We start from the raw sequence: 23861 nt of genomic DNA, 5'->3' as shown, positions 1-23861 counted from the left end.
TGGGGTGCCTTTCAGGTACGGGGTCAGCGGGGCAGCCAGTCGAAGGCCTCGGCGCTCGGGCGGTCGCCCGGCTTGTACTCGAGGCCGACCCAGCCGTCGTAGCCCGCCTTCGTCAGCTGGTCGAGGAGGTCTTCGAGGGGCAGTGAGCCCGTGCCCGGCGCGCCACGGCCCGGGTTGTCGGCGATCTGCACGTGCCCGGTCTTCGCGGCGAACCGCTCGATCACCGACGGGAGGTCCTCGCCGTTCATGGACAGGTGGTAGAGGTCCATGAGGAAGCGCGCGTTGTCCAGGCCGGTCGCCTCGTTGACCCGGTCGACGACCTCCACGGCCGCCGGGGCCGACACCAGCGGGTACAGCGGCGACTCGGGCCGGTTCAGCGCCTCGATCAGCAGAATCGCGCCGATCCGGTCGGCGGCCCTGGCCGCGAGGACCAGGTTCTCCAGGGCGAGGGCGTCCTGCTCGGTTGGGTCCACGCCCTCGACGCGGTTGCCGTACAGGGCGTTCAGGGCCGTACAGCCCAGGGAGGCGGCGAAGTCGGCGGCCACGTCGATGTTGGCGCGGAACCGCTCCGCCTCCGGACCGGGAACCGACAGGGCACCGCGATCCGGGCCCGGGAGCTGCCCGGCGTAGAAGTTCAGGCCGGTCAGCCGGACGCCGGCGTCCTCGATCGCGCGCTTCAGGGCGTCGAGCTCGGACCGCTCGGGGACGGGCGAGTCGACCCAGGGCCACCACAGCTCGACCGCGGTGAAGCCCGCCGCGGCGGCCGCCGCGGGGCGCTCCAGGAGGGGGAGCTCCGTGAAGAGGATCGACAGGTTGACGTTGAAGCGCTGGTCTGCGAATCCCATCGGGGCGGCGCTCCCTTCCTTGTCTTCGGTGGTGCTTGCCTTCAGCAGCTTGTCATTCCGCATCGTGGAATCATGTTTCTGCTTAACGGAAGATTGCCTGCGGGGTGCGAGGGCTGTCAAGAGGGGCTGCCGGAAAGTCCGTCCCGCGCGTTAGGTTGAGCGCGTGCGACTGAGAGTGGAGTTCACGACCGAGCCGTTCGACCTGGACGAGGCGCCCGCGCACGCGGTGGTGGCCCGTGAGGTCGTGGAGGCCGCCGAGCTGGACGCCGTCGACGTGGGCCCGTTCGGCAACACCGCGGAGGGCGGTGCCGACGCGGTTCTCACCGCCGTGGACGCCCTCCTCCGCAAGACCCTCGAGGCCGGTGCCACCCGCGTCTCGCTCCAGGTCAACGTGGTCGAGGAGGGCGGCGCGTGAGTGGCGCGGGGGACGAGCCGTTCATCGCGGCCGTGAAACCCCTGGTCGACGCCATGGGCGGTGAGATGATCCCGCCCGACGAGGCCGGCCCCGACGACGTCGTCCTGGCCTGGGAGGGCAGGGACGCCGTCGCCGTCCGGCTGCCCCAGCTCGCCGACTCCCTCGATCACATCCTGGCCGCGATGGAGCGCCGCAAGGGCATGCCGCTCGCCGATCTGGACCGCAGGGCCAAGCAGGAGGTCGTACGGATACTCGAGGCGCGCGGCGCCTTCTCCGTACGGCACGGGGTGGAGACCGTGGCGAGCGCCCTCGGCGTCAGCCGCTTCACCGTCTACAACTACCTCAACCGTGAGAAGGGAGCCTGACCGGCGCCCGCCCCGCGCAGCCGGTGACCGGCTGCCCCGCGTGACAGCCCCCGAGGTTTCCCCGCCGTTGCCCCCGCGCACCGGTCCGGTTTCGCGCCACCGAATTTTCAACAAACTGTTGACGTGCTGTCGCGGGAGGGCGTTAGCTATCGGCACGCCCGTTCAGCACGACGGCCGAATCCGGCCACGGAGGCTCCCGTGACGTCCACTTCCACGCCGCCGGGCCTGACCCGGTTCAACACCCTCGAGGAGCACGCGGCCCTCACCGCACTCCACGAGGCGTGCGCCGCCACGGCGTGGGCGAAGCGCCTGCTGGCCGCCCGCCCCTACGCCACCAGCGAGGACCTGTACGCCGCGAGCGACGCCGCCATGGCGGAGCTGACGGCCGCGGACCTGGACGAGGCGATGGCCGGCCACCCGCCCATCGGCCGTCCCAAGCCCGGTGACCCGACCTCGGCCCGGGAGCAGCGCGGCATGGCCGGCGCCTCCGACGCACTCAAGGCGGAGATGCTGGAGCTGAACCTCGCCTACCAGGAGAGGTTCGGCCATGTCTTCCTGATCTGCGCCACCGGCCGCACCGGCGAGCAGATGCGGGACGCGCTCAGAGAACGGCTCGGCAACACGCCGGAACGGGAGCGGGAGATCGTCCGCACCGAACTGGGGAAGATCAACCGCATCCGCCTGGCCCGACTCGTCGAAGAGGAAGCCTGACCCCCATGAGCACCAGCACCACCGCCTCCGTGTCCACGCACATCCTGGACACCAGCGTCGGCCGCCCCGCCGAGGGCGTCGCCGTCCGGCTCGCCGCCCGCTCCGGGCGCGCGGCGGACTGGCAGGCGCTCGGCGGCTCCGTGACCGACGCGGACGGGCGGTGCAAGGACCTGCCGGCGCTGCCGGAGGGCACCACCCACGTACGGCTCGACTTCGCGGTGGAGCCGTACCTCGAAGAATCTGCGAAGAAGCAAGCCGATGCGCAGCAGGACGCCCCCGCGAATCGGGACAGCGGTGCGTTCTTTCCGGAGGTAGCGATCACCTTCGCCGTCGAGGCCGGTGAGCACTACCACGTACCGCTGCTGCTCAACCCGTTCGGCTACTCCGTATACCGAGGGAGCTAGCTAAAGATGACAGACATTTCCCGCCCTGCCCACCCTGTGATCCTGGGACAGAACCAGTACGGCAAGGCCGAGAACCGAGTCGTCAAGATCACGCGGGACGGTGCCACGCACCACATCAAGGACCTCAACGTCTCCGTCGCGCTGAGCGGCGACATGGACGAGGTCCACTACTCCGGCTCGAACGCCAACGTGCTGCCGACCGACACCACCAAGAACACGGTGTACGCGTTCGCCAAGGAGCACGGCATCGAGTCCGCCGAGCAGTTCGGCATCCACCTCGCCCGGCACTTCGTCACCAGCCAGCAGCCGATCCACCGGGCCCGGATCCGCATCGAGGAGTACGCCTGGGAGCGGATCGAGGCCTCCGACGCCAACTCCCAGTCCATCGGCGCCGACGAGGTCAAGCACTCCTTCGTCCGCAAGGGCCAGGAGGTCCGGCTGACGCAGATCACCTACGACGGTGAGAAGTGGGAGGTCGTCTCCGGCCTCAAGGACCTCGTCGTGATGAACTCGACCAACTCCGAGTTCTGGGGCTATGTCAAGGACAAGTACACGACGCTGAAGGAGGCCTACGACCGCATCCTGGCCACCGAGGTCTCCGGCCGCTGGCGGTTCAACTGGACCGACGACGAGCAGCGCATGCCCAACTGGGAGAAGTCCTACGAGCAGGTGAAGAAGCACATGCTCCAGGCCTTCGCCGAGACGTACTCGCTCTCGCTCCAGCAGACCCTCTACCAAATGGGTTCGCGGATCATCAACCACCGCAGCGAGATCGACGAGGTCCGCTTCTCCCTCCCGAACAAGCACCACTTCCTGGTGGACCTGCAGCCGTTCGGGCTGAAGAACGACAATGAGGTGTACTACGCCGCCGACCGCCCGTACGGCCTGATCGAGGCGACGATCCTGCGGGACGGCTGCGAGGCGCGGATCCCCGAGGACCTCACCAACCTCTGACGTTCCCCCTTTCGGCACCCGTGGCCGGGGAACCCTTCTCCCGGCCACGGCACTCAAAACTCCCAGGGTCCTGCCGTGCCCTCTTCGATTCAGCACACTTCGTGAAAAGGGACGAACCATGGCAGCTGAGCGGCGCATCGTCATCGAGAACTGCGCGATCGCGACCGTCGACGGACACGACACCGAGTACGCCTCCGGGCACGTCGTCCTCGCCGGCAACCGCATCGAGTCACTCGGCGCGGGCGCGGCCCCCGAGGGCCTGGAGAACGTCGTACGCCGTATCGACGCCTCCGGCCACCTCGTGACCCCCGGCCTGATCAACACCCACCACCACTTCTATCAGTGGATCACCCGCGGCCTGGCCACGGACCACAACCTCTTCAACTGGCTCGTCGCGCTCTACCCCACCTGGGCGCGCATCGACGAGCCGATGGTCCGCGCGGCCGCCCAGGGCTCGCTGGCGATGATGGCCCGCGGCGGCGTCACCACCGCCATGGACCACCACTACGTCTTCCCGCGCGGTTCCGGCGACCTCTCCGGCGCGATCATCGGCGCCGCCCGCGACATGGGCGTCCGCTTCACCCTCGCCCGCGGCTCCATGGACCGCAGCGAGAAGGACGGCGGCCTGCCCCCGGACTTCGCCGTCGAGACCCTCGACGGTGCGCTGGCGGCCACCGAGGAGACCGTGCGCCGGCACCACGACTCCTCTTTCGACGCCATGACCCAGGTCGCCGTCGCGCCCTGCTCGCCCTTCTCCGTCTCCACCGAACTGCTCCGCGACGGCGCCCAGCTGGCCCGCCGTCTCGGCGTCCGGCTGCACACCCACGGTTCGGAGACCGTGGAGGAGGAGAAGTTCTGCCACGAACTGTTCGGCATGGGCCCGACCGACTACTTCGAGTCCACCGGCTGGCTCGGCGAGGACGTGTGGATGGCGCACTGCGTCCACATGAACGACTCCGACATCGCCGCCTTCGCCCGGTCCCGCACCGGCGTCGCGCACTGCCCCTCCTCCAACGCCCGCCTCGCCGCCGGCATCGCCCGCGTCCCCGACATGCTCGCGGCCGGCGTCCCGGTCGGCCTCGGCGTCGACGGCACCGCCTCCAACGAGTCCGGCGAACTCCACACCGAGCTGCGCAACGCGCTCCTCATCAACCGCCTCGGCGCCCACCGGGAAGCCGCCCTGAACGCCCGTCAGGCCCTGCGCCTCGGCACCTACGGCGGCGCCCAGGTCCTCGGCCGGGCGGCGGAGACCGGCTCCCTGGAGCCCGGCAAGCTCGCCGACCTCGTGCTGTGGAAGCTGGACACGCTCGCCCACGCCTCCATCGCCGACCCGGTGACCGCCCTGGTGTTCGGCGCGGCCGCCCCGGTCACCGCCTCCTTCGTGAACGGCCGGCAGATCGTCGAGGACGGACGGCTGCTCACGGCCGACGAGGACGCCATCGCCCGCGCCACACGGGACGAGGCCCGGCGGCTGGCGAGGATCGCCGCCGAGGCCTGACCACCCGGATGACTCCGGCCGGGAGGGACGGCTCCCGGCCGGTGGCCGTGGACCCGAGCGGGGACCACGGCGGTCGTCTCCGGGGCGCGCGCAACCGCGCGCCCCGGAACGGCCCACCCCGTCACCTGCATGTCCGGTCCCTCCCCCAAGCTCTCGGCTCCGCTCGAGCAGGGAGGTGCCCCCAGCCCACCCGCACCACCTCCCTGACACCCACGGCGGCCCCTATGGCGCAGCCGTGTAACCGACCGGAGGGACGCCGCCGTGGCCGACCACCCCGTTGACGAAAAACTCCCCGCGCTCAAGATGGCGACGACCGGCCTGCAGCACGTGGCCGCCATGTACGCGGGCGTCGTCGCCCCGCCCCTGATCGTCGGCGCGGCCATCGGCCTCTCCGCCGGCGACCTCACCTTCCTCACCGGCGCCTGCCTCTTCACCGCGGGCCTCGCCACCTTCCTGCAGACCCTCGGCATCTGGAAGATCGGCGCCCGGCTGCCGTTCGTCAACGGCGTCACCTTCGCCGGTGTCGCCCCGATGACCGCGATCGTCGCCTCCACCGAGGACAAGTCCGACGCCCTGCCCATCATCTTCGGCGCGGTCATCGTCGCCGGACTCCTGGGCTTCCTGGCGGCCCCCGTCTTCTGCAAGGCGATCCGCTTCTTCCCGCCCGTGGTCACGGGCACGGTCATCACCCTGATCGGCATATCGCTGCTCCCCGTCGCCTTCGGGTGGGCGCAGGGACCCGACCCGACGGCACACGACTACGGCTCGGCGACCAACCTGGGCCTCGCGGCCGTCACCCTGCTGATCGTGCTGCTGCTGCGCCGCTTCACCACGGGCTTCGTCAAGCAGATCGCCGTGCTGCTCGGCCTGGTGATCGGCACACTGATCGCGATCCCGTTCGGCGCCACGGACTTCGGCCCCGTCGCGGACGCGGCCGTCGTCGGCTTCCCCACCCCGTTCCACTTCGGCGCCCCGCAGTTCCAGCTCGCCGCGATCATCTCGATGTGCGTGGTGATGGTGGTATCGATGACCGAATCGACCGCCGACATGCTGGCGCTGGGCGAGATCGTCGACCGCCCGGCCGACGAGAAGACCATCGCGGCCGGCCTGCGCGCCGACACCCTCGGCTCGGCGATCAGCCCGCTCTTCAACGGCTTCATGTGCAGCGCCTTCGCGCAGAACATCGGCCTGGTCGCCATGACGAAGATCCGCAGCCGGTACGTCGTCGCCGCGGGCGGCGGCTTCCTGGTGCTGATGGGCCTGTGTCCCATGGCGGCCTCGCTGATCGCCGTCGTACCGCGCCCGGTGCTCGGCGGGGCGGGCGTGGTGCTGTTCGGCTCGGTCGCCGCCAGCGGCATCCAGACCCTGGTCCGGGCCGCCCTGGACCGGGACAACAACGTCCTGATCGTGGCGGTCTCCCTGGCGGTCGGCATCATCCCCATCACGGCGCCGGAGTTCTACCACGCCTTCCCGGAGACGGCCCGGATCGTCCTGGACTCCGGCATCTCCACGGGCTGTGTGGCGGCCGTGCTGCTCAACCTGGTCTTCAACCACCTGGGCCGCAACGGCCGAGACGCCCATGACGTCACCCACCCGATGGAGGCGGGCGAGGAGCTCACGGGCGCACCGAAGGCTCCGGCCGCGTCCTGACCCCAGGACTCCGTTCACCTTCCGCTTGGAACAATCGACAAACCCCGCGGGTCAATACACCTAGAGCCCGAACACGCCCGGATCCGACGCCAGTTTCTTGAAGACCTCTGCGGGGTCGGCGACCAGTCTGCGCTGCTCCAGGTCGAGGATTCCGCCGACCGCCGTGATCTCCGCGGCCACCGTGCCGTCGGACTTCACGACGGTCTGCTCGATCCGGAACGTCTTGCCGCCGCCCCACTCGAAGGCACAGGTCACCTCGACCTCGTCGCCCGCGAGCAGCTCGCGTTTGTAGCGGATGGTCGTCTCCAGGGCGACCGGGCCCACGCCGCTGCCGATGAGGGCGGACTGGCTGATCCCGGCGGCGTGGAGCAGCGACCAGCGGGCGTGCTCCGCGTAGTTCAGGTAGACCGCCTGGTTGAGGTGTCCTTGGACATCTGTCTCGTATCCACGGACGGTCACAGGGACGGAAAACGGCTCGCTCACGGCTTCCCCTTCGGGTTCTCGTGCACTGCGCAACGATCCACCGATCTTGGCATGCCCATCACGCGCGGCGCGGCGAAGCCAGCAGATACCGGCTTGCGGTGCGCGGCTCGCGGTGCTCGCTCACCTGCCAGCCTGCCCCCTCCAGGGTGGCCGCGCAGGCCCGCAGCGCCTCGCCGTCCGGCTCGTGGACGGCGACGGCCTCCGGCTGGGGGGTCTCCCGTACGCGATAGCCCCCGCCCTCCCGCCCCGCCGGAGCGTGCCCGGCCGCCTCCAGGGCCAGCGCCGCGGCCCGCACCAGATGCGTACGCTCCCAGCCGCACGGCCGGTCCACGTCCCCGCCGGGGTTGGTCATCCGGCGCAGCTCCAGCAGCCCCTGCCAGGCGCTGTGCACCTCACGGCGCCGGGCGGGACCGGTATCCGCAGCGGCCTCCTCGCCGCCGACGCGTGCGGCGAACACACCCGTCGAAGCGGGGGCCTCCGCGGACCCGGCTGCCTCGGGCACCTGGGTGATGCCCTGCCGCACCCGGTGCCCCTCGGGCGTCAGGAAGTGGTCGTGCGGCGGCCGCGGGTGCCGGAAGGCCAGCCCCCGCTTCACCAGTGCAGTCAGCTGTGACTCGGTGCCCCGGAGCCGCCCGGTCACCGGGTCTGCGGCGTCGATGACACGCCGCTGCGCGGCGGTCGGCGGTCGCGTCACGGCGTGCTCCTCTCCGGCCTCGGGCGATCCCGCGGCTTCTCGCCCCACCTGCTCGAAGGCTACGACCCGCCACTGACATTCCGGGCCGGGACGACTCGGCGCCACCCGCCACGGCTCGTCGCGCGCCGGGGCTCGGGCCGCCACGTGGCGACCAATGCGGCGGCCAGCAGCAGCTCGGCCAGGTCGCCGCCGTAGTACATGATCTCCGCGCCGCCCTGCACTTGGTCGACCGGCGCGTGGATGTCGACCCGGAAGCCGGCGTACATCAGCTGGGAGATCACGGCGTGTGCCGCGATCGCGACGCCGAGGCAGACCAGCCGGGCCCGGACGCCCGGCCTGGCGGGGGCCGGGTCGGGGCCCGCGATGGCGTGGGCGAACAGGCATCCGGAGAGCAGGAAGTGCGCGTGCAGCAGCCAGTGCGCCGCCGGGCCGGTCGTGGTCGCGTTGTACAGCGGGGTGAAGTACAGGGCCACGAGGCTGCCCGTCGAGAGCGCCAGCGCGACCGCCGGGTGGGCGATCACGCGAGCGGGCGGACTGTGCAGCACAGCGGTCAGGCGCCGGCCCCGGGAAGCCGGCAGGGTGCGCAGCAGGAGCGTGACGGGGGCGGCCAGGACCAGGGCGAGCGGCGCGTACATGCCGATGAGGAGGTGCTGGGCCATGTGCCCGCGGAAGTCCTCGTGGGCGTAGGGGGCCACGGGCGGCAGCAGCGCGACACCGAGCAGGACGATCCCGCCGAGGAAGAAGCCGGTCCGCCACCGGCTCCAGCCGAGGGCCGGATTGCGATGGCGCGCCCGGCGGACGAGCAGCAGGTAGGCACCGGCGGCGGCGAGCAGCACGAGCGCGGGCGGCAGCAGGTCCAGGGCATCACTGGCCGCGCCGTGCCCGTGCTCGGGCAGATGGTGGTGGTCCATCAGCCCGACCGGCCCTCACGGCGGTCGGCCGGCGCACCGGGGTCGAAGAACCGGCCGCCGCGCTGGAGCAGGTGGCCGCCGGCGACCAGCAGCGCACCCAGGACGAGGAAGCCGATGTCCCACCAGACCTGGCCCTCCCCGGCGTAGACGTGGTGGATGCCGAGGACGTGGTGGTCCAGCACGCCCTCGACGAGGTTGAACAGGCCCCAGCCCACGAGCATCCAGCCCCACAGCACCCGGGAGGTCCACACCCCCAGCCGGTCGTGGGTGACCCGCGCGTACAGCACGGCCAGCCCGAGCAGGACCGCGAGCCAGCACACGGTGTGGAAGACGCCGTCCCACAGCGTGTTCATCTCCAGGCCGGACACGGTGTGGGGATTGTAGTACTTCAGCCCGATGCGGTCCTGATTGGTGCTGGAGAGCATGTGGTGCCACTGCAGCAACTGGTGCAGCAGGATGCCGTCGACGAACCCGCCCATCCCCACCCCGAGCACGATGCCCGGCAGCCGGAGGTCCGCCGGTCGTGCCGTGCCGAGTCGGGCTGCGCCCTGCGTGGTGGCCATCACTCGTCTCCGCTCCTGCCTGGGGGAAGGACCGAAGACGACGTTCCCCCCTGCGCGGCGCTCACGCCCTGCGCAGGGCCCCCATCCGGCTCAAAGACCCTTTCCGGCCGTCCCCCCGCGTGGCCGGGAAACGCCCGGCGCCTACTGTCGGTACCCGCCGAGGAACCGCCCGATCCGGCCGATGGCCGCCTCCAGGTCGTCCGCGTGCGGCAGGGTCAGGATGCGGAAGTGGTCCGGTGAGGGCCAGTTGAAGCCCGTGCCCTGAACCACCTGGATCTTCTCCCGCAGCAGCAGGTCCAGCACGAACCGCTCGTCGTCGTGGATCCTGTGCACCTTGGGGTCCAGACGCGGGAAGGCGTACAGCGCGCCCTTCGGCTTCACGCACGTCACGCCCGGGATCTCGTTGAGCATCCGCCAGGCCACGTCCCGCTGCTCCAGCAGCCGCCCGCCCGGTGTAGTGAGTTCGCGGATGGACTGCCGGCCGCCGAGCGCGGCCTGGATGGCGTACTGCGCGGGCGCGTTGGCGCACAGCCGCATGGAGGCCAGCATGGTGAGGCCCTCCAGGTAGTCCTTCGCGTGCTGGCGCGGCCCGGTCACCACCAGCCAGCCGGAGCGGAAGCCCGCCACGCGATACGTCTTGGACAGCCCGCAGAAGGTGAGGACCACCAGGTCGGGGGCGAGCGCGGCGGCCGAGTGGTGCACGGCGTCGTCGTAGAGGATCTGGTCGTAGATCTCGTCGGCGAAGACCATGAGGCCGTGCCGCCGGGCGAGTTCGAGGATGCCCTCGACGATCTCCTTGGGGTAGACCGCGCCGGTGGGGTTGTTCGGGTTGATGATCACGACCGCCTTGGTGCGGTCGGTGATCTTCGAAGCCATGTCGTCGAGGTCGGGGTACCAGTCGGCCTGCTCGTCGCACAGGTAGTGGACCGCCTTGCCGCCCGCGAGGGTCGTCACCGCCGTCCAGAGGGGGAAGTCCGGGGCGGGGATCAGGATCTCGTCGCCGTCCTCGATGAGCGCCTGGACGGCCATCGACACCAGTTCCGAGACGCCGTTGCCGAGGAAGACGTCGTCGACGCCGACCTCCAGGCCGAGCGTCTGGTAGCGCTGGGCCACGGCCCGGCGGGCGGAGAGGATGCCGCGCGAGTCGGTGTAGCCGTGCGCCTGCGGCAGCATCCGGATCATGTCCTGGAGGATCTCGTCCGGTGCCTCGAACCCGAAGAGCGCCGGATTGCCGGTGTTCAGGCGCAACACGCTGTGTCCCGCCTCCTCCAGCGCGTTGGCGTGCTCGATGACCGGGCCGCGGATCTCGTAACAGACCTCGCTGAGCTTGCTCGACTGCCGGAACTCCATGCGCTGCTTCCCCTCTGGCGACTGTGCTGCTTGGTTTTACCAAGTAGGCGCTTGGAAAGTCCAACAAGTTGTCTAGACTGCGTCGCATGCCACCTCGCCGAAGCTACGACCAGTACTGCTCCGCCGCCCGTGCGCTCGACGTCGTCGGCGACCGCTGGACCCTGCTGATCGTCCGGGAGCTCCTCGCCGGTCCCCGCCGCTACACCGATCTGCACGCGGACCTGCCCGGCGTCAGCACGGACGTACTCGCCTCGCGGCTGAGGGACATGGAGCGCGACGGCCTCGCGACCCGGCGCCGGCTGCCGCCGCCCGGTGCGGCGTACGTGTACGAAGTCACGCCTCGGGGACGCGCGTTGCTGCCTGTGCTGCAGGCGCTGGGGGAGTGGGGGCAGGCCGAACTCGGCGAGCGCCGGGCGACGGACGCGGTCCGGGCGCACTGGTTCGCGCTGCCCCTGCTGGGCCTGCTCGACGGCGGGGGGCTCGTCGAAGTGCGTCTGGAGGAAGGCCTGTTCCATCTGTACGCCGGTGCCGAGGACGGGCCCGTCTACGGCGACGGGCCCGCGCCCGGGGAGCCGGACGCCCGGCTCGTCCTGGACACCGCCACGTGCACGGCCCTGGCCCGTGGGGAGCTGGGCCTGGCTCGCGCCGTGCGGGACGGCCGGGTCGCCGTGAGCGGCGAGGGCACCCTCGCCAAGGCGCTGCGCGAGGCATGAGAGAAGGCCCGCACGGGGCAGGCCTTCCGGGGTCGATCAGGTGAGGACCGGTCAGGCCCCCGGCGGCACCCGGGACGGCCGTCCCGTCCCGCGCGTCAGCGCGTATCCGCCGACACCCGCGAGGGCGGCGAGAACACCACCGGCCGCGGTCCACACCCAGCGGTCCGACCACCGGCCCGACGTCCAGCCGTCCTCGGGTTCGAGACCGGCCAGCACCGCCGCGTCCTCCTGCTCCTCCTCGGGCTTCGAGGCGATCCCCGGCACCAGCGGCTCGGCGAGCGATCCGTCCACCGCCGCGGATCCGCCGATGTCCTTGGAGTCCGCCCGTATCCCGGTGTCGACCGGGAGACCGAGGTCGGCGGTGGCGACGCCGGTGGCCGTCAGCCGGACGTAGTAGGTACCCGGCAGCGGATCGTTCGCCCACGGCTCCGACCAGGCCCGGACCGTGCGCAGGACACAGGCCAGTTCCACGGAGGAGGTGTCCGCCTCCGCCGTACGCGTCTGCGCCCCGTACTGGCAGGCCTGGCGGCGGCGCAGACCGTCGTAGACGTCGATCTGCCAGGTCTGGGAGGCGTGGGTCTGCGGCAGCTTCACCGTCGCCTCGACCGTGGGGCGCTGTCCGGTGTCGGCGGGGAACGACCAGTACAGGTAGTCACCCGTGGAGCCGCTCGCCGTGGCCCGCTGCCCCTGCTCGATCTCCGTCGCCGTGCGGAACGACGTACCGGCCCGGGTGGGCGCCGACGCCTCGTCCTGCGACGGACTGGGCGAGGCGTCGGCCGCTGCCGGGCCGGCCGCCACTCCGAGGGCCAGCAACGCCGCGCTCAACGCTCGTACCACTCGCATCAGTTGGTCCTCCAGACCGCGACCCGCCAGCGCGACAGCCAGCCCCAGACGAGACCGGCCAGGAAGCCGGTGAGGATCAGCACGCCGAGCAGCCACCAGCCGCGGCCGAGGCCGAACGCGGCCACATCGCCCGCCCGGCTCGGGGCGTCCACGACGTCCACCGTCAGCTCCAGCGGCAGACCCGGCGTGGTCTTCACACCGGAGGCCGCCGAGAAGGAGTGCGAGACGGCGAGGCAGACCGCCTCGGCGGGCGCGTCCTCGTCGTCGCTCTCGGCTTTCGGGTAGCGCAGGCCCGTCGAGATCACGTCCGTACGGCCGTCGCCCGCCGCCTCGCCGCGCACGATCTCGCGGCCCTTCGACGTCACGGCCCGCATCAGCACGCCGTAGCCGGGGTTCACCGCCCGGTCCGCGGCGACGCTCACCGAGGCGCGCAGCTCCTGGCCCGGTGGCACGTCCACCCGGTACCAGCGCTGCTGCCCGAACTCCTCCCGGTCGGTGTACAGGCCCGACTTCAGCGTCGGCGCCCCGGCACACCGGTCGGCACCCTCGGCCGGCACCGGCGTCACCACCGGATCGGCCGCCCGGTCCACCAACTGGTTCACCCGGTCGGTGAGTTCGTCCTGGTGCTCGACCGAGGTGTAGGTGCCGCCGGTGGCCTCGGCGATGCAGCTCAGCTGCCGGCTCAGCTTCGCGGTCGGCACCAGACCCAGGGTGTCGATGGTCAGGCCGATGCCCTTGGCGGCGATCTCGCGGGCCACCTCGCACGGGTCGAGCGGAGCGCAGGTGTCCTCGCCGTCGCTGATCAGCACGATGCGCTTGGAGCCGTCGCCGCCGTCCAGGTCACCGGCCGCCTTCAGCAGGGCCGGGCCGATCGGCGTCCAGCCCGTCGGGGTGAGGGTGGCGACGGCCGTCTTGGCCTCGGTGCGGTCGAGGGGGCCGACGGGGTAGAGCTGAGCGGTGTCCTTGCAGCCCGTCTTCCGGTCGTCCCCCGGGTAGTTCGCGCCGAGGGTGCGGATGCCGAGTTCGACCTCCTCGGGCGTCGCGTCGAGCACCTCGTTGAACGCCTGCTTCGCGGCGGCCATCCGCGACTGTCCGTCGATGTCCCGGGCCCGCATCGAGCCGCTCACATCGAGGACGAGGTCGACCTTGGGGGCGTCCTGGCCCGTGGGTTCGCCGGCGGCCGCTCCGGCCGGGAAGGCGAGCCCGGCCGTCAGCGCGGCGAGCAGGGCACAGACCCCTGCCGCCAGCCGTGTTCTTGTGATCATCGCCGGATCCTATTGATCATCCGGCTCCGCTTCCAAAGCGGGTCTCACCGAAGGGGATTGGGCAGCTCCGCCCATTGGTCCCCGGGCGTCCGCGGCGAGAGCCGCATCAGCGTCAGCGCCTTCGTGGGCAGCGCATCGGCGCACAGTGCCGCACGATCCGGGGTGCGCGGCAGGTCCCGTACGGCCGTCTCCAGTGCCGCTCCGAGCGCCGGACCCGACCCGGCCGTGCCGGCCAGCGCACCCGCCACGAGCGAGCCGAACAGCTTGCGGCGCAGCGCGCGTTCGTCGTCCGTGACCATCCGGGCGGGCAGCTCGGGCACCGTGATGCCGTGCCGGGCGAGGCGGGCCGGGCTGACGCGGATGTCGGCCAGGTCGCGGTAGACCAGCCGCAGCGGTTCTCCCGTCGCGGAAAGGACCACCAGGAGGTTCTGTCCGTGCGCCTCCAGGGCCACCCCCAGCTCCAGCAGCCGCAGTCCGACCGTGAGCGTGAGCCGCGCGAACCCGGCCAGCCAGGCGGGGGAGCGGGGGAGGTCGGTGGTGGCCAGCGCCGCCACCGGCAGGACCCGTTCGCCGCTGCCCGCGTACGTCTGCGGCGACTCCCGCAGGACGGCCGCGAAGTCGGGGGAGCCGGCCGCCGCCGCGCCCAGGGTCCGGGTGACGTGCAGCAGGCCGTCCGTGCGCGCCGCCAAAGTCGCGGCGAAGTCCGACAGCACCGCCGATGCGGCGACCGAGGGCAGGGAGATGTCCCGCACCGAGGACGTCAGCCGGGCGCTCAGCGAGGTCTTCACCTGCGGCCCGCCGGGCAGGGCCAGTGTCCGCAGGGACATCAGCGGATGCGCGGGGCGCCGCTCCTCGCACGTCCGCTTCAGCACATGCCCCGCCTGCCACGGATGCACCGGCAGCACCACACTGCCCCCGTCCCGCAGCTCGTCCGGCCACACGCCCGTCACCAGGCACTCTTCCGCCCGCACCGGCACCAGCCCCAGCTCCACGACCGGCCGGTGCTCGGGCGCGTAGGCCAACTGTTCGGCCACCGAGAAGCCGGGCCGGGACCGGCACGTCGGATGGAACGGGTGCCCGTCGACGATCCGCTGCTCCCACTCCCAGTCGCTCTCCGGCCAGTCCTCCCGGTCATCCTCCTGCCCCGCCCGCGACAGCGCCAACGAGGCGACGCTGTGCCCGAGTTCGGCTGCGAAGGAAGCCGAGTGCGGTACGGCGAGGTCCGTCATCAGCCGCGCCGGATCCGCGTACGCCGCCTCGCCCAGCCGTACGACGGTGACGTACGCGCCGGTCGCGTACGGATCCGGCCGGGGGCCGTGCAGCCGGCGGCCGTCGGACAGGGACAGCGTCAGGCCCTCCCGGGCCGGCTCCCGGCGGGCGACCCAGGGCAGCGGCTCGTGGGCGAGACCGCGCCACAGCCGGGACAGCACGGCCGCCCGGGCGCCGGGCAGGGCGGCCTCGTACCGCGGCAGGAGCCCGGGTCGTACGACGGACAGTTCGTCGGCGACCTCGGCCTCGGCGGTGGGGGGACGGTGCACGGGCGGGCTCCTCGGGTACGAATAGGGGCGTCACAGCGGAATGGCGACGACCGACATACTGATCATCTCCGCCCGGAACGCTGGAAGGACCACAGGGACGAGTGGAACGCGTGGACCTCATGCCCCCGCCCGCCGACGACGACTCGGCCCCAGGTGACGACCCGGCCACCGGGTCCCTCGCCGACGCATATGCCGCTGTCCCCCTGCTGAACTGCCTGCTGCGGGAGGTCGCCCGGCCGGTGCGCCGGGAGGGCGACCGGCGCGTCCACCGGCTGCCCGGCACCGACCGGCTGCTGCGGGTGCGCGGAACGCGGCGGCCCGCCGAGCCGGAGATCGAGGTCGGGGGCGCCTGGCAGCGCGTCGGCCACACCGAGCTGGTCAAGCTCGTCGCCGAGGAACTGCGCCGGCACACCGGGCTGTCCAACCACGAACTGCCCGCCGAGATGCTCGACAGCCGCGACGCCGTGGCCGCCCTGCTCGACGCCCGGGCCCGGGCCACCCCGCCCGACGACCTCTACCTGCGCTCCGAGCAGTCCCTCCTGACCGGCCACACCCACCACCCGGCCCCCAAGGCGCGCGGGGGCGGTCCCACCGCCCGCTGGCTGCCGTACGCGCCCGAGGCGTACGCCCGCTTCCCGATCACCCTGCTGGGGCTGCGCGAGGACACCGTCGTCGAGGAGGGCGACACCTCCGCCCTCGACGGACTGGGCACGGCCCCGCCCGGCTACCGGCTGCTCCCGGCCCACCCCTGGCAACTGGAGCTGTCCGCCCCCGAACTCGCCACCGCCTTCGCGGACGGCAGGCTGATCCGGCTCGGCACCGCCGCCTGGGATGCCTGGCCCACGGCCGCGATCCGCACGCTCTACACGCCCGAGCGGGATTTCTTCCTCAAGTTCAGCCTGGACGTGCGCATCACCAACGACATCCGCCGCCTGTGGCGCCACGACCTGCTCGCCCTGCGCAGGTCGGACGCGGCCGTGTGCGCCGCCTTCCAGACGTTCGGCGGGCCTTCCGCCTGGCTCGGCGACCGCGGCTACCGCACCGCCGACTTCGCCTTCGAGGCCCTGGCCGTCCTCGTCCGAGACGGCTTCGCCGGCCGCCTGCTGCCCGGCGCGGCACCGGTGCTCGCCGCCGCTCTCGTCGAGGGCTTCGACGGCAGCCCGCTCGACCGCGCCGCCGACCCAGGCGTCTGGTGGGCGGCGTACCTGGCCCAAGTCGTGCCCCCGGCGCTGACGGCGTTCGCCGAGCACGGTGTCGTCATCGAGGCCCACCTGCAGAACACGCTGGTCGCCGTGGACGCCGACGGGCTGCCGGTGCAGGCGCTGTACCGGGACGCCGAGGGCGTGAAGCTGCTGCCGGACGTGACGCGGCAGGTGGGCTGGGAGCGGCTCGTGTACTGCCTGATCGTCAATCACCTCATCGAGATCGCCGGCGCCCTCGCCGAACGGCACCCCGGGTTCGACCCCTGGCCCGCAGCCCGCCGCGAACTCGCCCGTCACGACCTCCCCGAGATCCGCACCCTGCTCACCTCTCCGACCCTCCCCGCGAAGACCAACCTGCTGCTGCGCTGGACCGGCGCGGACGGTGCCGACGCCCGCTACCGGCCCCTGCCCAACCCGCTCGCGCAGGGAACCTGACCCACCGGGGCCCGGCGCCCGCATGAAAAGATGATCACCACAGCCAGCGAGAGAGGGGGTGGCATGTCCGCGACGCCGGACGCAGGGGTGCCCTGCCGCATCGTCGTCTGCCGTGACTGCTGCTGCGGCAGCCCCAAGGTCACCGGCGTCGACCACGCCGCCCAGACCGAGCGCCTGCGCGAGGCCGCGCCGGTGCGCGTCTCCGACTGCCTCGACGTCTGCGACCAGGCCAACGTCATCGTCGTCCAGCCCTCCGTCGAGGGCCGGGCCGCCGGGGGCCGTCCGGTGTGGCTGGGGCTGGTCAACGACCCGGCCGCCACCGAGGACGTCGTGTCCTGGGTACGGGCGGGCGGCCCCGGCGTCGCGCCGGTGCCCGACATCCTCGACCTGTACGTCTTCAGCCCGCTCACCAGACGCGCCGCCGACAGCTCATGAAACTCGCGCTCATGAAGCAGGGCTCATGAAGCAGGGCTCATGAAGCAGGGGTCATGAAAGAGGGCCTGTTGACCAGGGCTCATGACACGGGCCGCATGACACGGGCCGCATGGCACGGCCGGCGTGGCAGGAGCCTCATGACTCCGTCGCCGGAACGCAGAGCACCGGCACGCCGGACAGGTGCAGCAGCTTGTGCGGGGTCGAGCCCAGCAGCGCCCCGCGCACCGGGCTCTCGCCCCACGTGCCCACCACGATGACCCGGGCGCCATGACGTGCCGCCGCCTCGATCAGCGCCTGCGCGGGCCGCTCGTCGATGAGCTCCACCGACGTCCGCACCCCGGCCTCGTCGGCCACCCGTACCGCGTGGCCGAGCGCGGTGTTGCCGGCCTCGCGGACGGCCTCGTGATGAGCGCCGTACTCCTCGCCCGTGACGCCGGGGGCCGCGACGCCGTAGACGATCACCAAGGGTTCGTCGTACGCGGTCGCCACCTCGATGGCGACGCGCAGTGCGCTGAGGGCACCCGGGGACTCGTCGTAGCCGAGGACCACCGACATCTTCAGGACTCCTTGCCGTCGACGAGGGCCGGGTCGACCACGCCCGGGTGTTCCGACCAGAAGGCGGGCGCCGTCAGCCGCCACACGACCATCAGGACGACGCCCGCGACGACGATGCCGATGCCGATGACGAGCGGCGGACCGATCCCGAACCAGGAGACGCCGCTGTAGGAGTTGTCGGGGTCGGACATGTCCGCCACGGATTCGACCAGCAGCCACGCCAGCAGTCCCGCGCCGATCAGCGGTCCGAGGCCGATCAGGAAGAGGTTGCGGGCACTGCGGGTCAGCTGGCGGCGGTAGTAGACCGCGCAGGCCAGACCCGTGAGGGCGTAGTAGAACGCGATCAGCAGGGACAGGGCGGTGAGGGAGTCGAAGAGGGCGTTCTCACTGATGTGGAACAGGACGAGGTACCAGACGACGGCGATGCCCGCGACCCACCAGGTACTCACGTCGGGGGTGCGGAAGCGCGGGTGGATGTGGCCGAAGTGCGCGGGCAGCGCGTGCCGGCGAGCCATGGACAGGCCCGTGCGCGAGGCCGGGATGATCGTCGTCTGTGTGGAGGCGAGCGCGGACGTCGACACCGCCAGCAGCACCACCCAGTCCCAGCCGCCCATCGCCTCCTCGGCGAGCAGCGCGAAGACGAACTCCTCCTCCGCCGCGTTCTCGGCCAGGTAGTCCGTGCCCGCGTAGGCGACGACCGCGAAGGCGACCGCGACATAGGTCACCACCAGCAGCACCGTCGACCAGACGGCCGCCTTGCCGGGGGCGGTGGCCGAGTCCTCGACCTCCTCGGTGAGGTTGACCGCCGACTCCCACCCCCAGTAGATGAACACGCCCAGCAGCAGGGACGCGGTCAGTGACGCCCCGCCGGCTCCGAACGGGTCGAGCCAGCCGAACTCCGGATCGATGGCGTCGAGGGTGCCGGTGTCCGCGTAGACGCGGGAGAGCGCCACCACGGCGAAGGCGAGCAGGCAGGCGACCTGAGCCAGGATGAGGACGTTCTGCACCTTGGCCGAGATCTCGGTGCCGATCACGCAGACGGCCGTCATCACCAGGATGAGCAGCACCGTCAGCACCTGGCGCACCACGTCGTGTTCCGCCCAGCTGTCGAGGCCGACGGCGAGCAGGAAGAACGTCACGGCGACGTCCGCGAGCGATCCGACGACCAGGACGCCGGTCATCGTGATGGCCCAGCCGCCGAGCCAGCCCGCCCACGGCCCCATGGCCCGGGTGACCCAGGAGAACGTCGTGCCGCAGTCCTGGTCGACCTTGTTGAGGTAGTAGAACGCCGAGGCGATCAGCAGCATGGGCACGAACGACGCGAGCATCACGCCGGGGGCGTAGATGCCGACCAGCGCCACGACGGGACCGATCACCGCCGCCACGGAATACGCGGGGGAGGTCGCGTTGAGCCCGATGACCAGGGCGTCGAGGAATCCGATCGCATCGGGCTTCAGGCTCGCCTCCGGGGGCGGGCCCGAGTCCGTGATGTCCTTGGCCATGCTCCCTCGCTCCCGTTGTGTGTGCGTCCATACAACAGGCACTTTCGAGGGACTTTGGTGATTTATGTACCTTCAGTGCGTCATGTCGCTTCCGGGCCCCAGGCCGCGCGCCGGCACGAGCGCGACGGACGTACGGCGCGGGCGGCCGCGGTCAGTCGCCGGTCGTCTTGTCCAGCAGCGCGCCGTACGCGAGCTGCAGCGTGTCCGCCCCGGCCAGGGCGGTGAGCGTGCCCATGGCCGTACGGGTCGCGCGCGGCCAGAGCAACTGGCCGGCGGTCAGCGCCGAGGCGACCCAGACGCTCATGCAGAACGGGCAGGTCGCGAGCTCGCCGGCGGTGTGCCTGCCCTGCTCGGGCTGAGCCTCCTCGTGCAGCTCGGCGGGACCCTGCGGCCCGACGTACCGGGTGAACGGGGCCCGCAACGGGCTGGTCACCGATGCCTTCGTGAGCAACCGGCTGAGCCGGAAGGTGGCCACCGAGGTCAGGACCACGTCCCAGGCCTCGGGCCGCTCCGGCAGCGGGCGCCCGCGACGTCGTACCGCCGTGGCCCATGCCGCCGTGAACGCGGTGAATCCCGCCATGGCCGCGGTGTAGCCGCCCAGCGGCCGGTCGTGCCCTGCCGCGTAGTCCCCGTGGGCGCGCCGGAGGGCTCCGCGCAGCCGGCGCGCGAGTCGGCTCTCAGGTCCTGTCGCCGTACCCATGGGCGGCCCCCGTTCGTGCTGCGTTCCGTCGCCCGGCAGGTTCCCCGTTCCCCGCGTGCCTCCCACCGTCCTGGTGACGCAGGCGCACCTCGACATGGCCGTCGGTGACCCGCGTTTCGAAGGAGGGCTGGGGCGCGGTGGCCGGTCCGCGCACGTTCCAGCCGTCGGAGAGCCGGAAGACGCTGCCGTGCCACGGGCACCGCACACATCCGTCGGCGACGGTGCCCTCGGACAGCGGCCCCGCGAGGTGGCTGCACCGCTCGGCGAGTGCGTGGATCGCCCCACCGGTCTCGCGCACCACGAGCACCGGCACGTCGTCCACGCTGCGCCGCACCGCCTCACCGGCCGGGAACTCGGCCACGGCCCCGATCCGGTGCCAGCCCTGCGAGACGACGTTCGGGACCTCCTCGGCGTGGTTGGCGCCGGAGGCCTGCCGGTAGGCCAGGTGGCCGCCGAGCATGCCGCCGATCCCGACCGCGGTCAGCCCCAGGAAGCCGTACGCCCGGCCCGCGCCCTCGCGCCCCTTCAGGCGGCAGGCGAGCGAGGCGGCGTACAGGCCGACGGCCGCCGTGTTGGACAGGGCGTGCACCAGCCCGACGCGCTGCTGCGTGCGGTGCAGCTCCGCCCAGTCCACCCAGCCCGCCAGGGCCGCGGGGGCGGCGGCGCCCAGTCCGACCCCGACCAGCAGCCGTGATTCGCGCGAGCGGCCGGGGCGCAGATCCAGGACGGCCGCCGACAGCCAGCTTCCGATCGGCACCTGCACCAGCAGCGGATGCGCCGGGTGCCCCAGCGACCTGCCGTGCAGCAGGTCCCGGCCGCGTCCCAGGGGCAGCGCCCGCACGCCCCTGCGGAGCGTCGCTATCACCGCATCGGCCCTGGCCTCCCGCTCCAGGCGGTCCAGCACCCACAGGACCCGGTTCTGCCGCATCAGCCGACGAGGTGGGGTTGCTCTCATGCGTCGCCGGGTCCCCACCGCCACCGGCGGCAAACGGAGCGCGGTGCGGCGGTGTTCCCGGCCCGCCGGCCGCCCGGGGACCGCGCGGATCCGGCCGTCGCCGTCGGCGGACACCCCTGCCGGTGCGGGCGGGCGCGTCGCGTCGGCGGACACCCTGCCGGTCCGGGCGGGCGGGCGCGTCGCGTCGGCGGACACCCTGCCGGTGCGGGCGGGCGCGTCGCGTTTCCCTGCAGAGCCGGCGGGCACCCGCCGCGCCATGAATCCCGGTCGCAGTCCACTGATCGCCGACAGCTCTCTCGCTCTCCTCGCCAAGGGGTACGCGTGGCTGCCCGATCGGAGGCGCCGCACCTCCGCCCCTCTCGTGCGCACCCGGCTCATGGGACAGCCGGTCGTCGCCCTGCACGGCCCCGAGGCGGTGCGGTTCTTCTACGACGAGCGGCACGTGGAGCGCCGCTCGGCGCTGCCCGGACCGGTACTGAGCACGCTGTTCGGGCACGGAGCCGTGCACACCCTGGACGGGCCGGACCACCGCGTGCGCAAGGACATGTTCCTGTCCCTGCTCACCGGTGCGGAGGCGGTCGCCGGTCTGGTGGACCGCGTCGCCGCGGAGTGGGACGAGGCGGTGGAGTCGTGGTCCGGCCGCCGGGTCGTGCTGTTCGACGAGACGAGCCGCGTGCTCACCCGCGGCGTGTGCCAGTGGGCCGGACTCGTGGTCGAGGACGTCGGGCCACTGGCCCGGGACCTGGTCGCCATGGTCGACGGTTTCGCCACGGCGGGCCCACGCCACTGGCGGGCCCGCCGGGCACGGGCCCGCTGCGAGACCTGGCTGGCACGTCTGGTCGAGGACGTGCGGGCGGGGACCGCCACCGCGCCGGCCGGGTCGGCCCTGGAGGGGATCGCCCGCCACCGGGACGCCGACGGCCGGCTCCTCGACCCGCACACGGCCGCGGTCGAACTGCTCAACGTCATCCGCCCGACCGTCGCGGTGTGCTGGTTCGTCACCTACGCCGGGCACGCACTGCGCCTGAGGCCCGGGCTGCGGGACCGCCTGACCGGCGACGACCCCGCTCACGCCGTGGCGTTCGCCCACGAGCTGCGGCGCTTCTACCCCTTCGCGCCCTTCGTCGGCGGCCGGGCCGTCACCGACCTGGAGTGGCGCGGCGAGCCCATCCGGTCCGGCACGCTGGTCCTGCTCGACCTCTACGGGCAGAACCACGACCCCGCCCTCTGGGACGATCCGTACACCTTCGAACCCCGGCGTTTCCTCGAGCGGCCGCCCGCGGACGACGACCTGATCCCCCAGGGCGGCGGCGACCGGACCACCGGCCACCGCTGCCCCGGTGAAGACGTCACGATCGCGCTGCTGCGCGCCCTGGTGCCGCGGCTGGCCCGCCTGGAGTACGAGGTGCCCGACCAGGACCTGCGGATCCCGCTGAACCGCATGCCGGCCCGGGTCCGCAGCGGCTTCGTCATGGACGCCGTCCGGGCGCCCGCGCCCACACCCGCACCCGCTCCAGCGGCCACGCCTGCGGCACCCTGAGGCCGGCCGGGATCCGCCCGCGGCCAGGGCCGCTGCGCGGCCGTCCCGCCCGGTTACCATGGCCCCTTCGGATTCTGCCCCCGTGGAGCCCTGGACCATGCTGAGAGAGGTCACCGCGACCCGCTACGTCGAACCCCTGCGGTCCGGCGGCTCCGTACCCGGTGTCATCGAGGCGGACGACCTCGGCACCTATGTCGTCAAGTTCACCGGCTCCGCGCAGGGCCGCAAGGCGCTCGTCGCCGAGGTCATCGTGGGGGAACTGGCCCGCGCCCTGGGCCTGCGCTTCCCCGAGCTGGTTCTGGTGCACTTCGACCCGTCGATCGCCGACCACGAGCCGCACCAGGAGGTGCGGGGTCTGCACGCGGCCAGTGCGGGCGTCAACCTCGGCATGGACTACCTGCCGGGCGCCCGGGACCTCACGCCGGAGATCGCCCGGATCTTCCCCGTCGCTCCGCTGGAGGCGGGGAGGATCGTCTGGCTCGACGCCCTGACCGTGAACGTCGACCGCACGGTGCACAGTTCCAACCTGATGCTCTGGCCCACCCTCGGCGTCGCGCCCCCGCGGCTATGGCTGATCGACCACGGCGCCGCCCTCGTCTTCCACCATCGCTGGGACGCCACCGACCCCCGCAAGGCCTACGACTTCCGGCATCACGCCCTCGGCCACCACGGCCCCGACGTCCGGGCCGCCGACGCCGAACTGGCGCCCCGGGTCACCGAGGAACTGCTGTGGCGGATCCTCGCCGAGGTCCCGGACGCCTGGCTCGCGGACGAGCCGGGCTTCGCCACCGCGGACGAGGCGCGCGAGGCCTATGTGACGTACCTCCACGCACGCGTGCGGGCCTCCGCGGCCTGGCTGCCCACCGACTTCCCCAGCCGGGAGGAGCTCGCCGCCGAGGAGGCCCTGCGGGCGGCGAGGAACCAGCAAGGACGCCCCGCGTGGCTCAGGCAGGTGCCCGACCTGCACGGCAAGCCCGCGGCACAGCAGGATTGGTCGGTGCACCTCGGATGACGGACGTTCAGCGAATCGAGAGCGAACCGCCGGAGGACTCCCCCGGCGCCTCGCGGCGGGTCGAGATCGAGTACTGCACCCAGTGCCGTTGGCTGCCCCGCGCGGCCTGGCTGGCGCAGGAGCTGCTGACGACCTTCGAGGCCGAACTGACAGAACTGGCCCTGAAACCCGGCACCGGCGGGGTGTTCGTCGTCCGCGTCGGCGACGAGGTCGTCTGGGACCGGCGCGAGCAGGGCTTCCCGGAGCCGACGGCCGTGAAGCGGGCCGTACGCGACCGAGTGGCCCCGGGCAGAACCCTGGGCCACTCGGAGCGGTAGCGGCTG

Annotated in this window: 26 protein-coding genes; 13 read left to right on the top strand and 13 right to left on the bottom strand. The window is 72.4% G+C overall.

Annotated elements, in window-relative coordinates; genetic code table 11:
* Positions 1–23: 23 nt before the first annotated feature.
* Positions 24–845 (bottom strand): TIM barrel protein, encoded by an 822-nt coding sequence (locus ACFY5B_RS37005; RefSeq protein ID WP_389978823.1) that lies wholly within the window; start codon positions 843–845, stop codon positions 24–26.
* A gap of 163 nt (positions 846–1008) precedes the next feature.
* Between ACFY5B_RS37005 and ACFY5B_RS37000 the strand changes: the two genes are divergently transcribed.
* From ACFY5B_RS37000 to ACFY5B_RS36970, 7 genes are all read left to right on the top strand, one after another.
* Positions 1009–1260, top strand: coding sequence for a thiamine-binding protein (locus ACFY5B_RS37000; protein ID WP_361879652.1), 252 nt, complete (start codon positions 1009–1011; stop codon positions 1258–1260).
* Entirely contained in the window at positions 1257–1625 is a 369-nt protein-coding gene (locus ACFY5B_RS36995) for a helix-turn-helix domain-containing protein (RefSeq protein ID WP_189593286.1), read from the top strand. The genes ACFY5B_RS37000 and ACFY5B_RS36995 overlap by 4 nt, the downstream gene beginning before the upstream one ends.
* A gap of 198 nt (positions 1626–1823) precedes the next feature.
* A complete protein-coding gene (gene uraD / locus ACFY5B_RS36990; protein ID WP_389978776.1) occupies positions 1824–2336 on the top strand; it encodes a 2-oxo-4-hydroxy-4-carboxy-5-ureidoimidazoline decarboxylase in 513 nt (170 codons plus the stop codon).
* Positions 2337–2341: 5 nt separating this feature from the next.
* Positions 2342–2740 (top strand): hydroxyisourate hydrolase, encoded by a 399-nt coding sequence (gene uraH, locus ACFY5B_RS36985; RefSeq protein ID WP_389978773.1) that lies wholly within the window; start codon positions 2342–2344, stop codon positions 2738–2740.
* Between the two features lie 6 nt (positions 2741–2746).
* A complete protein-coding gene (gene pucL, locus ACFY5B_RS36980; RefSeq protein ID WP_389978770.1) occupies positions 2747–3694 on the top strand; it encodes a factor-independent urate hydroxylase in 948 nt (315 codons plus the stop codon).
* Positions 3695–3812: 118 nt separating this feature from the next.
* Entirely contained in the window at positions 3813–5192 is a 1380-nt protein-coding gene (locus ACFY5B_RS36975; protein ID WP_389978767.1) for an 8-oxoguanine deaminase, read from the top strand.
* 261 nt (positions 5193–5453) lie between these two features.
* A complete protein-coding gene (locus ACFY5B_RS36970) occupies positions 5454–6842 on the top strand; it encodes a nucleobase:cation symporter-2 family protein (protein ID WP_389978764.1) in 1389 nt (462 codons plus the stop codon).
* 60 nt (positions 6843–6902) lie between these two features.
* On the opposite strand, the gene ACFY5B_RS36965 is transcribed toward ACFY5B_RS36970, so the two are convergent.
* The 5 genes from ACFY5B_RS36965 to ACFY5B_RS36945 all read right to left on the bottom strand — a co-directional run bounded on the left by ACFY5B_RS36965 (position 6903) and on the right by ACFY5B_RS36945 (position 10843).
* Positions 6903–7325 (bottom strand): acyl-CoA thioesterase, encoded by a 423-nt coding sequence (locus tag ACFY5B_RS36965; protein ID WP_389978761.1) that lies wholly within the window; start codon positions 7323–7325, stop codon positions 6903–6905.
* Positions 7326–7383: 58 nt separating this feature from the next.
* On the bottom strand, positions 7384–8019 hold the full coding sequence (locus tag ACFY5B_RS36960) for a hypothetical protein (protein ID WP_389978758.1): 636 nt from the start codon (positions 8017–8019) through the stop codon (positions 7384–7386).
* Positions 8020–8078: 59 nt separating this feature from the next.
* Entirely contained in the window at positions 8079–8930 is an 852-nt protein-coding gene (locus ACFY5B_RS36955; RefSeq protein WP_389978756.1) for a cytochrome c oxidase assembly protein, read from the bottom strand.
* Positions 8930–9493: a DUF2243 domain-containing protein gene (locus tag ACFY5B_RS36950; protein WP_389978753.1), complete on the bottom strand. Its 564-nt coding sequence runs from the start codon at positions 9491–9493 to the stop codon at positions 8930–8932. The genes ACFY5B_RS36955 and ACFY5B_RS36950 overlap by 1 nt, the downstream gene beginning before the upstream one ends.
* A gap of 141 nt (positions 9494–9634) precedes the next feature.
* Positions 9635–10843, bottom strand: coding sequence for a pyridoxal phosphate-dependent aminotransferase (locus tag ACFY5B_RS36945; RefSeq protein ID WP_389978750.1), 1209 nt, complete (start codon positions 10841–10843; stop codon positions 9635–9637).
* An 86-nt stretch (positions 10844–10929) separates the two neighbouring features.
* Between ACFY5B_RS36945 and ACFY5B_RS36940 the strand changes: the two genes are divergently transcribed.
* A complete protein-coding gene (locus tag ACFY5B_RS36940; protein ID WP_389978747.1) occupies positions 10930–11556 on the top strand; it encodes a winged helix-turn-helix transcriptional regulator in 627 nt (208 codons plus the stop codon).
* A gap of 51 nt (positions 11557–11607) precedes the next feature.
* Here the strand turns inward: ACFY5B_RS36940 and ACFY5B_RS36935 are convergent, their stop codons facing one another.
* Genes ACFY5B_RS36935 through ACFY5B_RS36925 form a run of 3 tightly spaced genes read right to left on the bottom strand, consistent with a single transcriptional unit; the run spans position 11608 to position 15202 of the window.
* Positions 11608–12399, bottom strand: coding sequence for a hypothetical protein (locus ACFY5B_RS36935; protein WP_389978744.1), 792 nt, complete (start codon positions 12397–12399; stop codon positions 11608–11610).
* The gene (locus ACFY5B_RS36930) at positions 12399–13664 is read right to left on the bottom strand and encodes a VWA domain-containing protein (RefSeq protein ID WP_389978741.1); all 1266 of its coding nucleotides are present in this window, start codon (positions 13662–13664) and stop codon (positions 12399–12401) included. Before ACFY5B_RS36930 ends, ACFY5B_RS36935 begins: the two co-directional genes overlap by 1 nt.
* Positions 13665–13708: 44 nt before the next feature.
* Complete coding sequence (locus tag ACFY5B_RS36925; protein ID WP_389978739.1) at positions 13709–15202, bottom strand: IucA/IucC family protein; 1494 nt, start codon at positions 15200–15202, stop codon at positions 13709–13711.
* 101 nt (positions 15203–15303) lie between these two features.
* On the opposite strand from ACFY5B_RS36925, the gene ACFY5B_RS36920 reads away from it, so the two are divergent.
* Both ACFY5B_RS36920 and ACFY5B_RS36915 read left to right on the top strand, forming a co-directional pair.
* Positions 15304–16839 (top strand): IucA/IucC family protein, encoded by a 1536-nt coding sequence (locus ACFY5B_RS36920; protein WP_389978736.1) that lies wholly within the window; start codon positions 15304–15306, stop codon positions 16837–16839.
* A 63-nt stretch (positions 16840–16902) separates the two neighbouring features.
* Complete coding sequence (locus ACFY5B_RS36915) at positions 16903–17274, top strand: (2Fe-2S) ferredoxin domain-containing protein (RefSeq protein WP_389978733.1); 372 nt, start codon at positions 16903–16905, stop codon at positions 17272–17274.
* Between the two features lie 135 nt (positions 17275–17409).
* Here ACFY5B_RS36915 and ACFY5B_RS36910 read toward each other — a convergent pair whose 3' ends face one another.
* From ACFY5B_RS36910 to ACFY5B_RS36895, 4 genes are all read right to left on the bottom strand, one after another.
* A complete protein-coding gene (locus ACFY5B_RS36910) occupies positions 17410–17829 on the bottom strand; it encodes a universal stress protein (protein WP_389978730.1) in 420 nt (139 codons plus the stop codon).
* Positions 17830–17831: 2 nt separating this feature from the next.
* On the bottom strand, positions 17832–19331 hold the full coding sequence (locus ACFY5B_RS36905; RefSeq protein WP_389978727.1) for an APC family permease: 1500 nt from the start codon (positions 19329–19331) through the stop codon (positions 17832–17834).
* Between the two features lie 151 nt (positions 19332–19482).
* Positions 19483–20031, bottom strand: coding sequence for a DUF1360 domain-containing protein (locus tag ACFY5B_RS36900; RefSeq protein WP_389978724.1), 549 nt, complete (start codon positions 20029–20031; stop codon positions 19483–19485).
* On the bottom strand, positions 20009–20959 hold the full coding sequence (locus ACFY5B_RS36895; protein WP_389978721.1) for a Rieske 2Fe-2S domain-containing protein: 951 nt from the start codon (positions 20957–20959) through the stop codon (positions 20009–20011). The genes ACFY5B_RS36900 and ACFY5B_RS36895 overlap by 23 nt, the downstream gene beginning before the upstream one ends.
* Positions 20960–21242: 283 nt before the next feature.
* Between ACFY5B_RS36895 and ACFY5B_RS36890 the strand changes: the two genes are divergently transcribed.
* From ACFY5B_RS36890 to ACFY5B_RS36880, 3 genes are all read left to right on the top strand, one after another.
* Positions 21243–22526, top strand: coding sequence for a cytochrome P450 (locus tag ACFY5B_RS36890; protein WP_389978820.1), 1284 nt, complete (start codon positions 21243–21245; stop codon positions 22524–22526).
* A gap of 97 nt (positions 22527–22623) precedes the next feature.
* Positions 22624–23538 (top strand): HipA family kinase, encoded by a 915-nt coding sequence (locus ACFY5B_RS36885; protein WP_389978817.1) that lies wholly within the window; start codon positions 22624–22626, stop codon positions 23536–23538.
* Complete coding sequence (locus tag ACFY5B_RS36880; protein ID WP_389978719.1) at positions 23535–23855, top strand: SelT/SelW/SelH family protein; 321 nt, start codon at positions 23535–23537, stop codon at positions 23853–23855. The genes ACFY5B_RS36885 and ACFY5B_RS36880 overlap by 4 nt, the downstream gene beginning before the upstream one ends.
* Positions 23856–23861: the final 6 nt, after the last annotated feature.

This window comes from Streptomyces sp. NPDC013187 (genome assembly GCF_042899705.1).
GTDB lineage: Bacteria > Actinomycetota > Actinomycetes > Streptomycetales > Streptomycetaceae > Streptomyces > Streptomyces hawaiiensis_A.
Note: the sequence above shows the minus strand (reverse complement) of the source record. Positions and strands in the feature narration are given on the sequence as shown.

Coding starts and splice junctions, on each gene's coding strand:
- ACFY5B_RS36895 (WP_389978721.1), bottom strand. CDS start 20,959: ATGCGGCAGAACCGGGTCCTGTGGGTGCTGGACCGCCTGGAGCGGGAG.
- ACFY5B_RS36935 (WP_389978744.1), bottom strand. CDS start 12,399: ATGCGAGTGGTACGAGCGTTGAGCGCGGCGTTGCTGGCCCTCGGAGTG.
- ACFY5B_RS36890 (WP_389978820.1), top strand. CDS start 21,243: ATGAATCCCGGTCGCAGTCCACTGATCGCCGACAGCTCTCTCGCTCTC.
- ACFY5B_RS36880 (WP_389978719.1), top strand. CDS start 23,535: ATGACGGACGTTCAGCGAATCGAGAGCGAACCGCCGGAGGACTCCCCC.
- ACFY5B_RS36885 (WP_389978817.1), top strand. CDS start 22,624: ATGCTGAGAGAGGTCACCGCGACCCGCTACGTCGAACCCCTGCGGTCC.
- ACFY5B_RS36950 (WP_389978753.1), bottom strand. CDS start 9,493: ATGGCCACCACGCAGGGCGCAGCCCGACTCGGCACGGCACGACCGGCG.
- ACFY5B_RS36945 (WP_389978750.1), bottom strand. CDS start 10,843: ATGGAGTTCCGGCAGTCGAGCAAGCTCAGCGAGGTCTGTTACGAGATC.
- ACFY5B_RS37005 (WP_389978823.1), bottom strand. CDS start 845: ATGGGATTCGCAGACCAGCGCTTCAACGTCAACCTGTCGATCCTCTTC.
- ACFY5B_RS36905 (WP_389978727.1), bottom strand. CDS start 19,331: ATGGCCAAGGACATCACGGACTCGGGCCCGCCCCCGGAGGCGAGCCTG.
- uraH (WP_389978773.1), top strand. CDS start 2,342: ATGAGCACCAGCACCACCGCCTCCGTGTCCACGCACATCCTGGACACC.
- ACFY5B_RS36940 (WP_389978747.1), top strand. CDS start 10,930: ATGCCACCTCGCCGAAGCTACGACCAGTACTGCTCCGCCGCCCGTGCG.
- ACFY5B_RS36975 (WP_389978767.1), top strand. CDS start 3,813: ATGGCAGCTGAGCGGCGCATCGTCATCGAGAACTGCGCGATCGCGACC.
- ACFY5B_RS36910 (WP_389978730.1), bottom strand. CDS start 17,829: ATGTCGGTGGTCCTCGGCTACGACGAGTCCCCGGGTGCCCTCAGCGCA.
- ACFY5B_RS36900 (WP_389978724.1), bottom strand. CDS start 20,031: ATGGGTACGGCGACAGGACCTGAGAGCCGACTCGCGCGCCGGCTGCGC.
- ACFY5B_RS36915 (WP_389978733.1), top strand. CDS start 16,903: ATGTCCGCGACGCCGGACGCAGGGGTGCCCTGCCGCATCGTCGTCTGC.
- pucL (WP_389978770.1), top strand. CDS start 2,747: ATGACAGACATTTCCCGCCCTGCCCACCCTGTGATCCTGGGACAGAAC.
- ACFY5B_RS36930 (WP_389978741.1), bottom strand. CDS start 13,664: ATGATCACAAGAACACGGCTGGCGGCAGGGGTCTGTGCCCTGCTCGCC.
- ACFY5B_RS36955 (WP_389978756.1), bottom strand. CDS start 8,930: ATGGACCACCACCATCTGCCCGAGCACGGGCACGGCGCGGCCAGTGAT.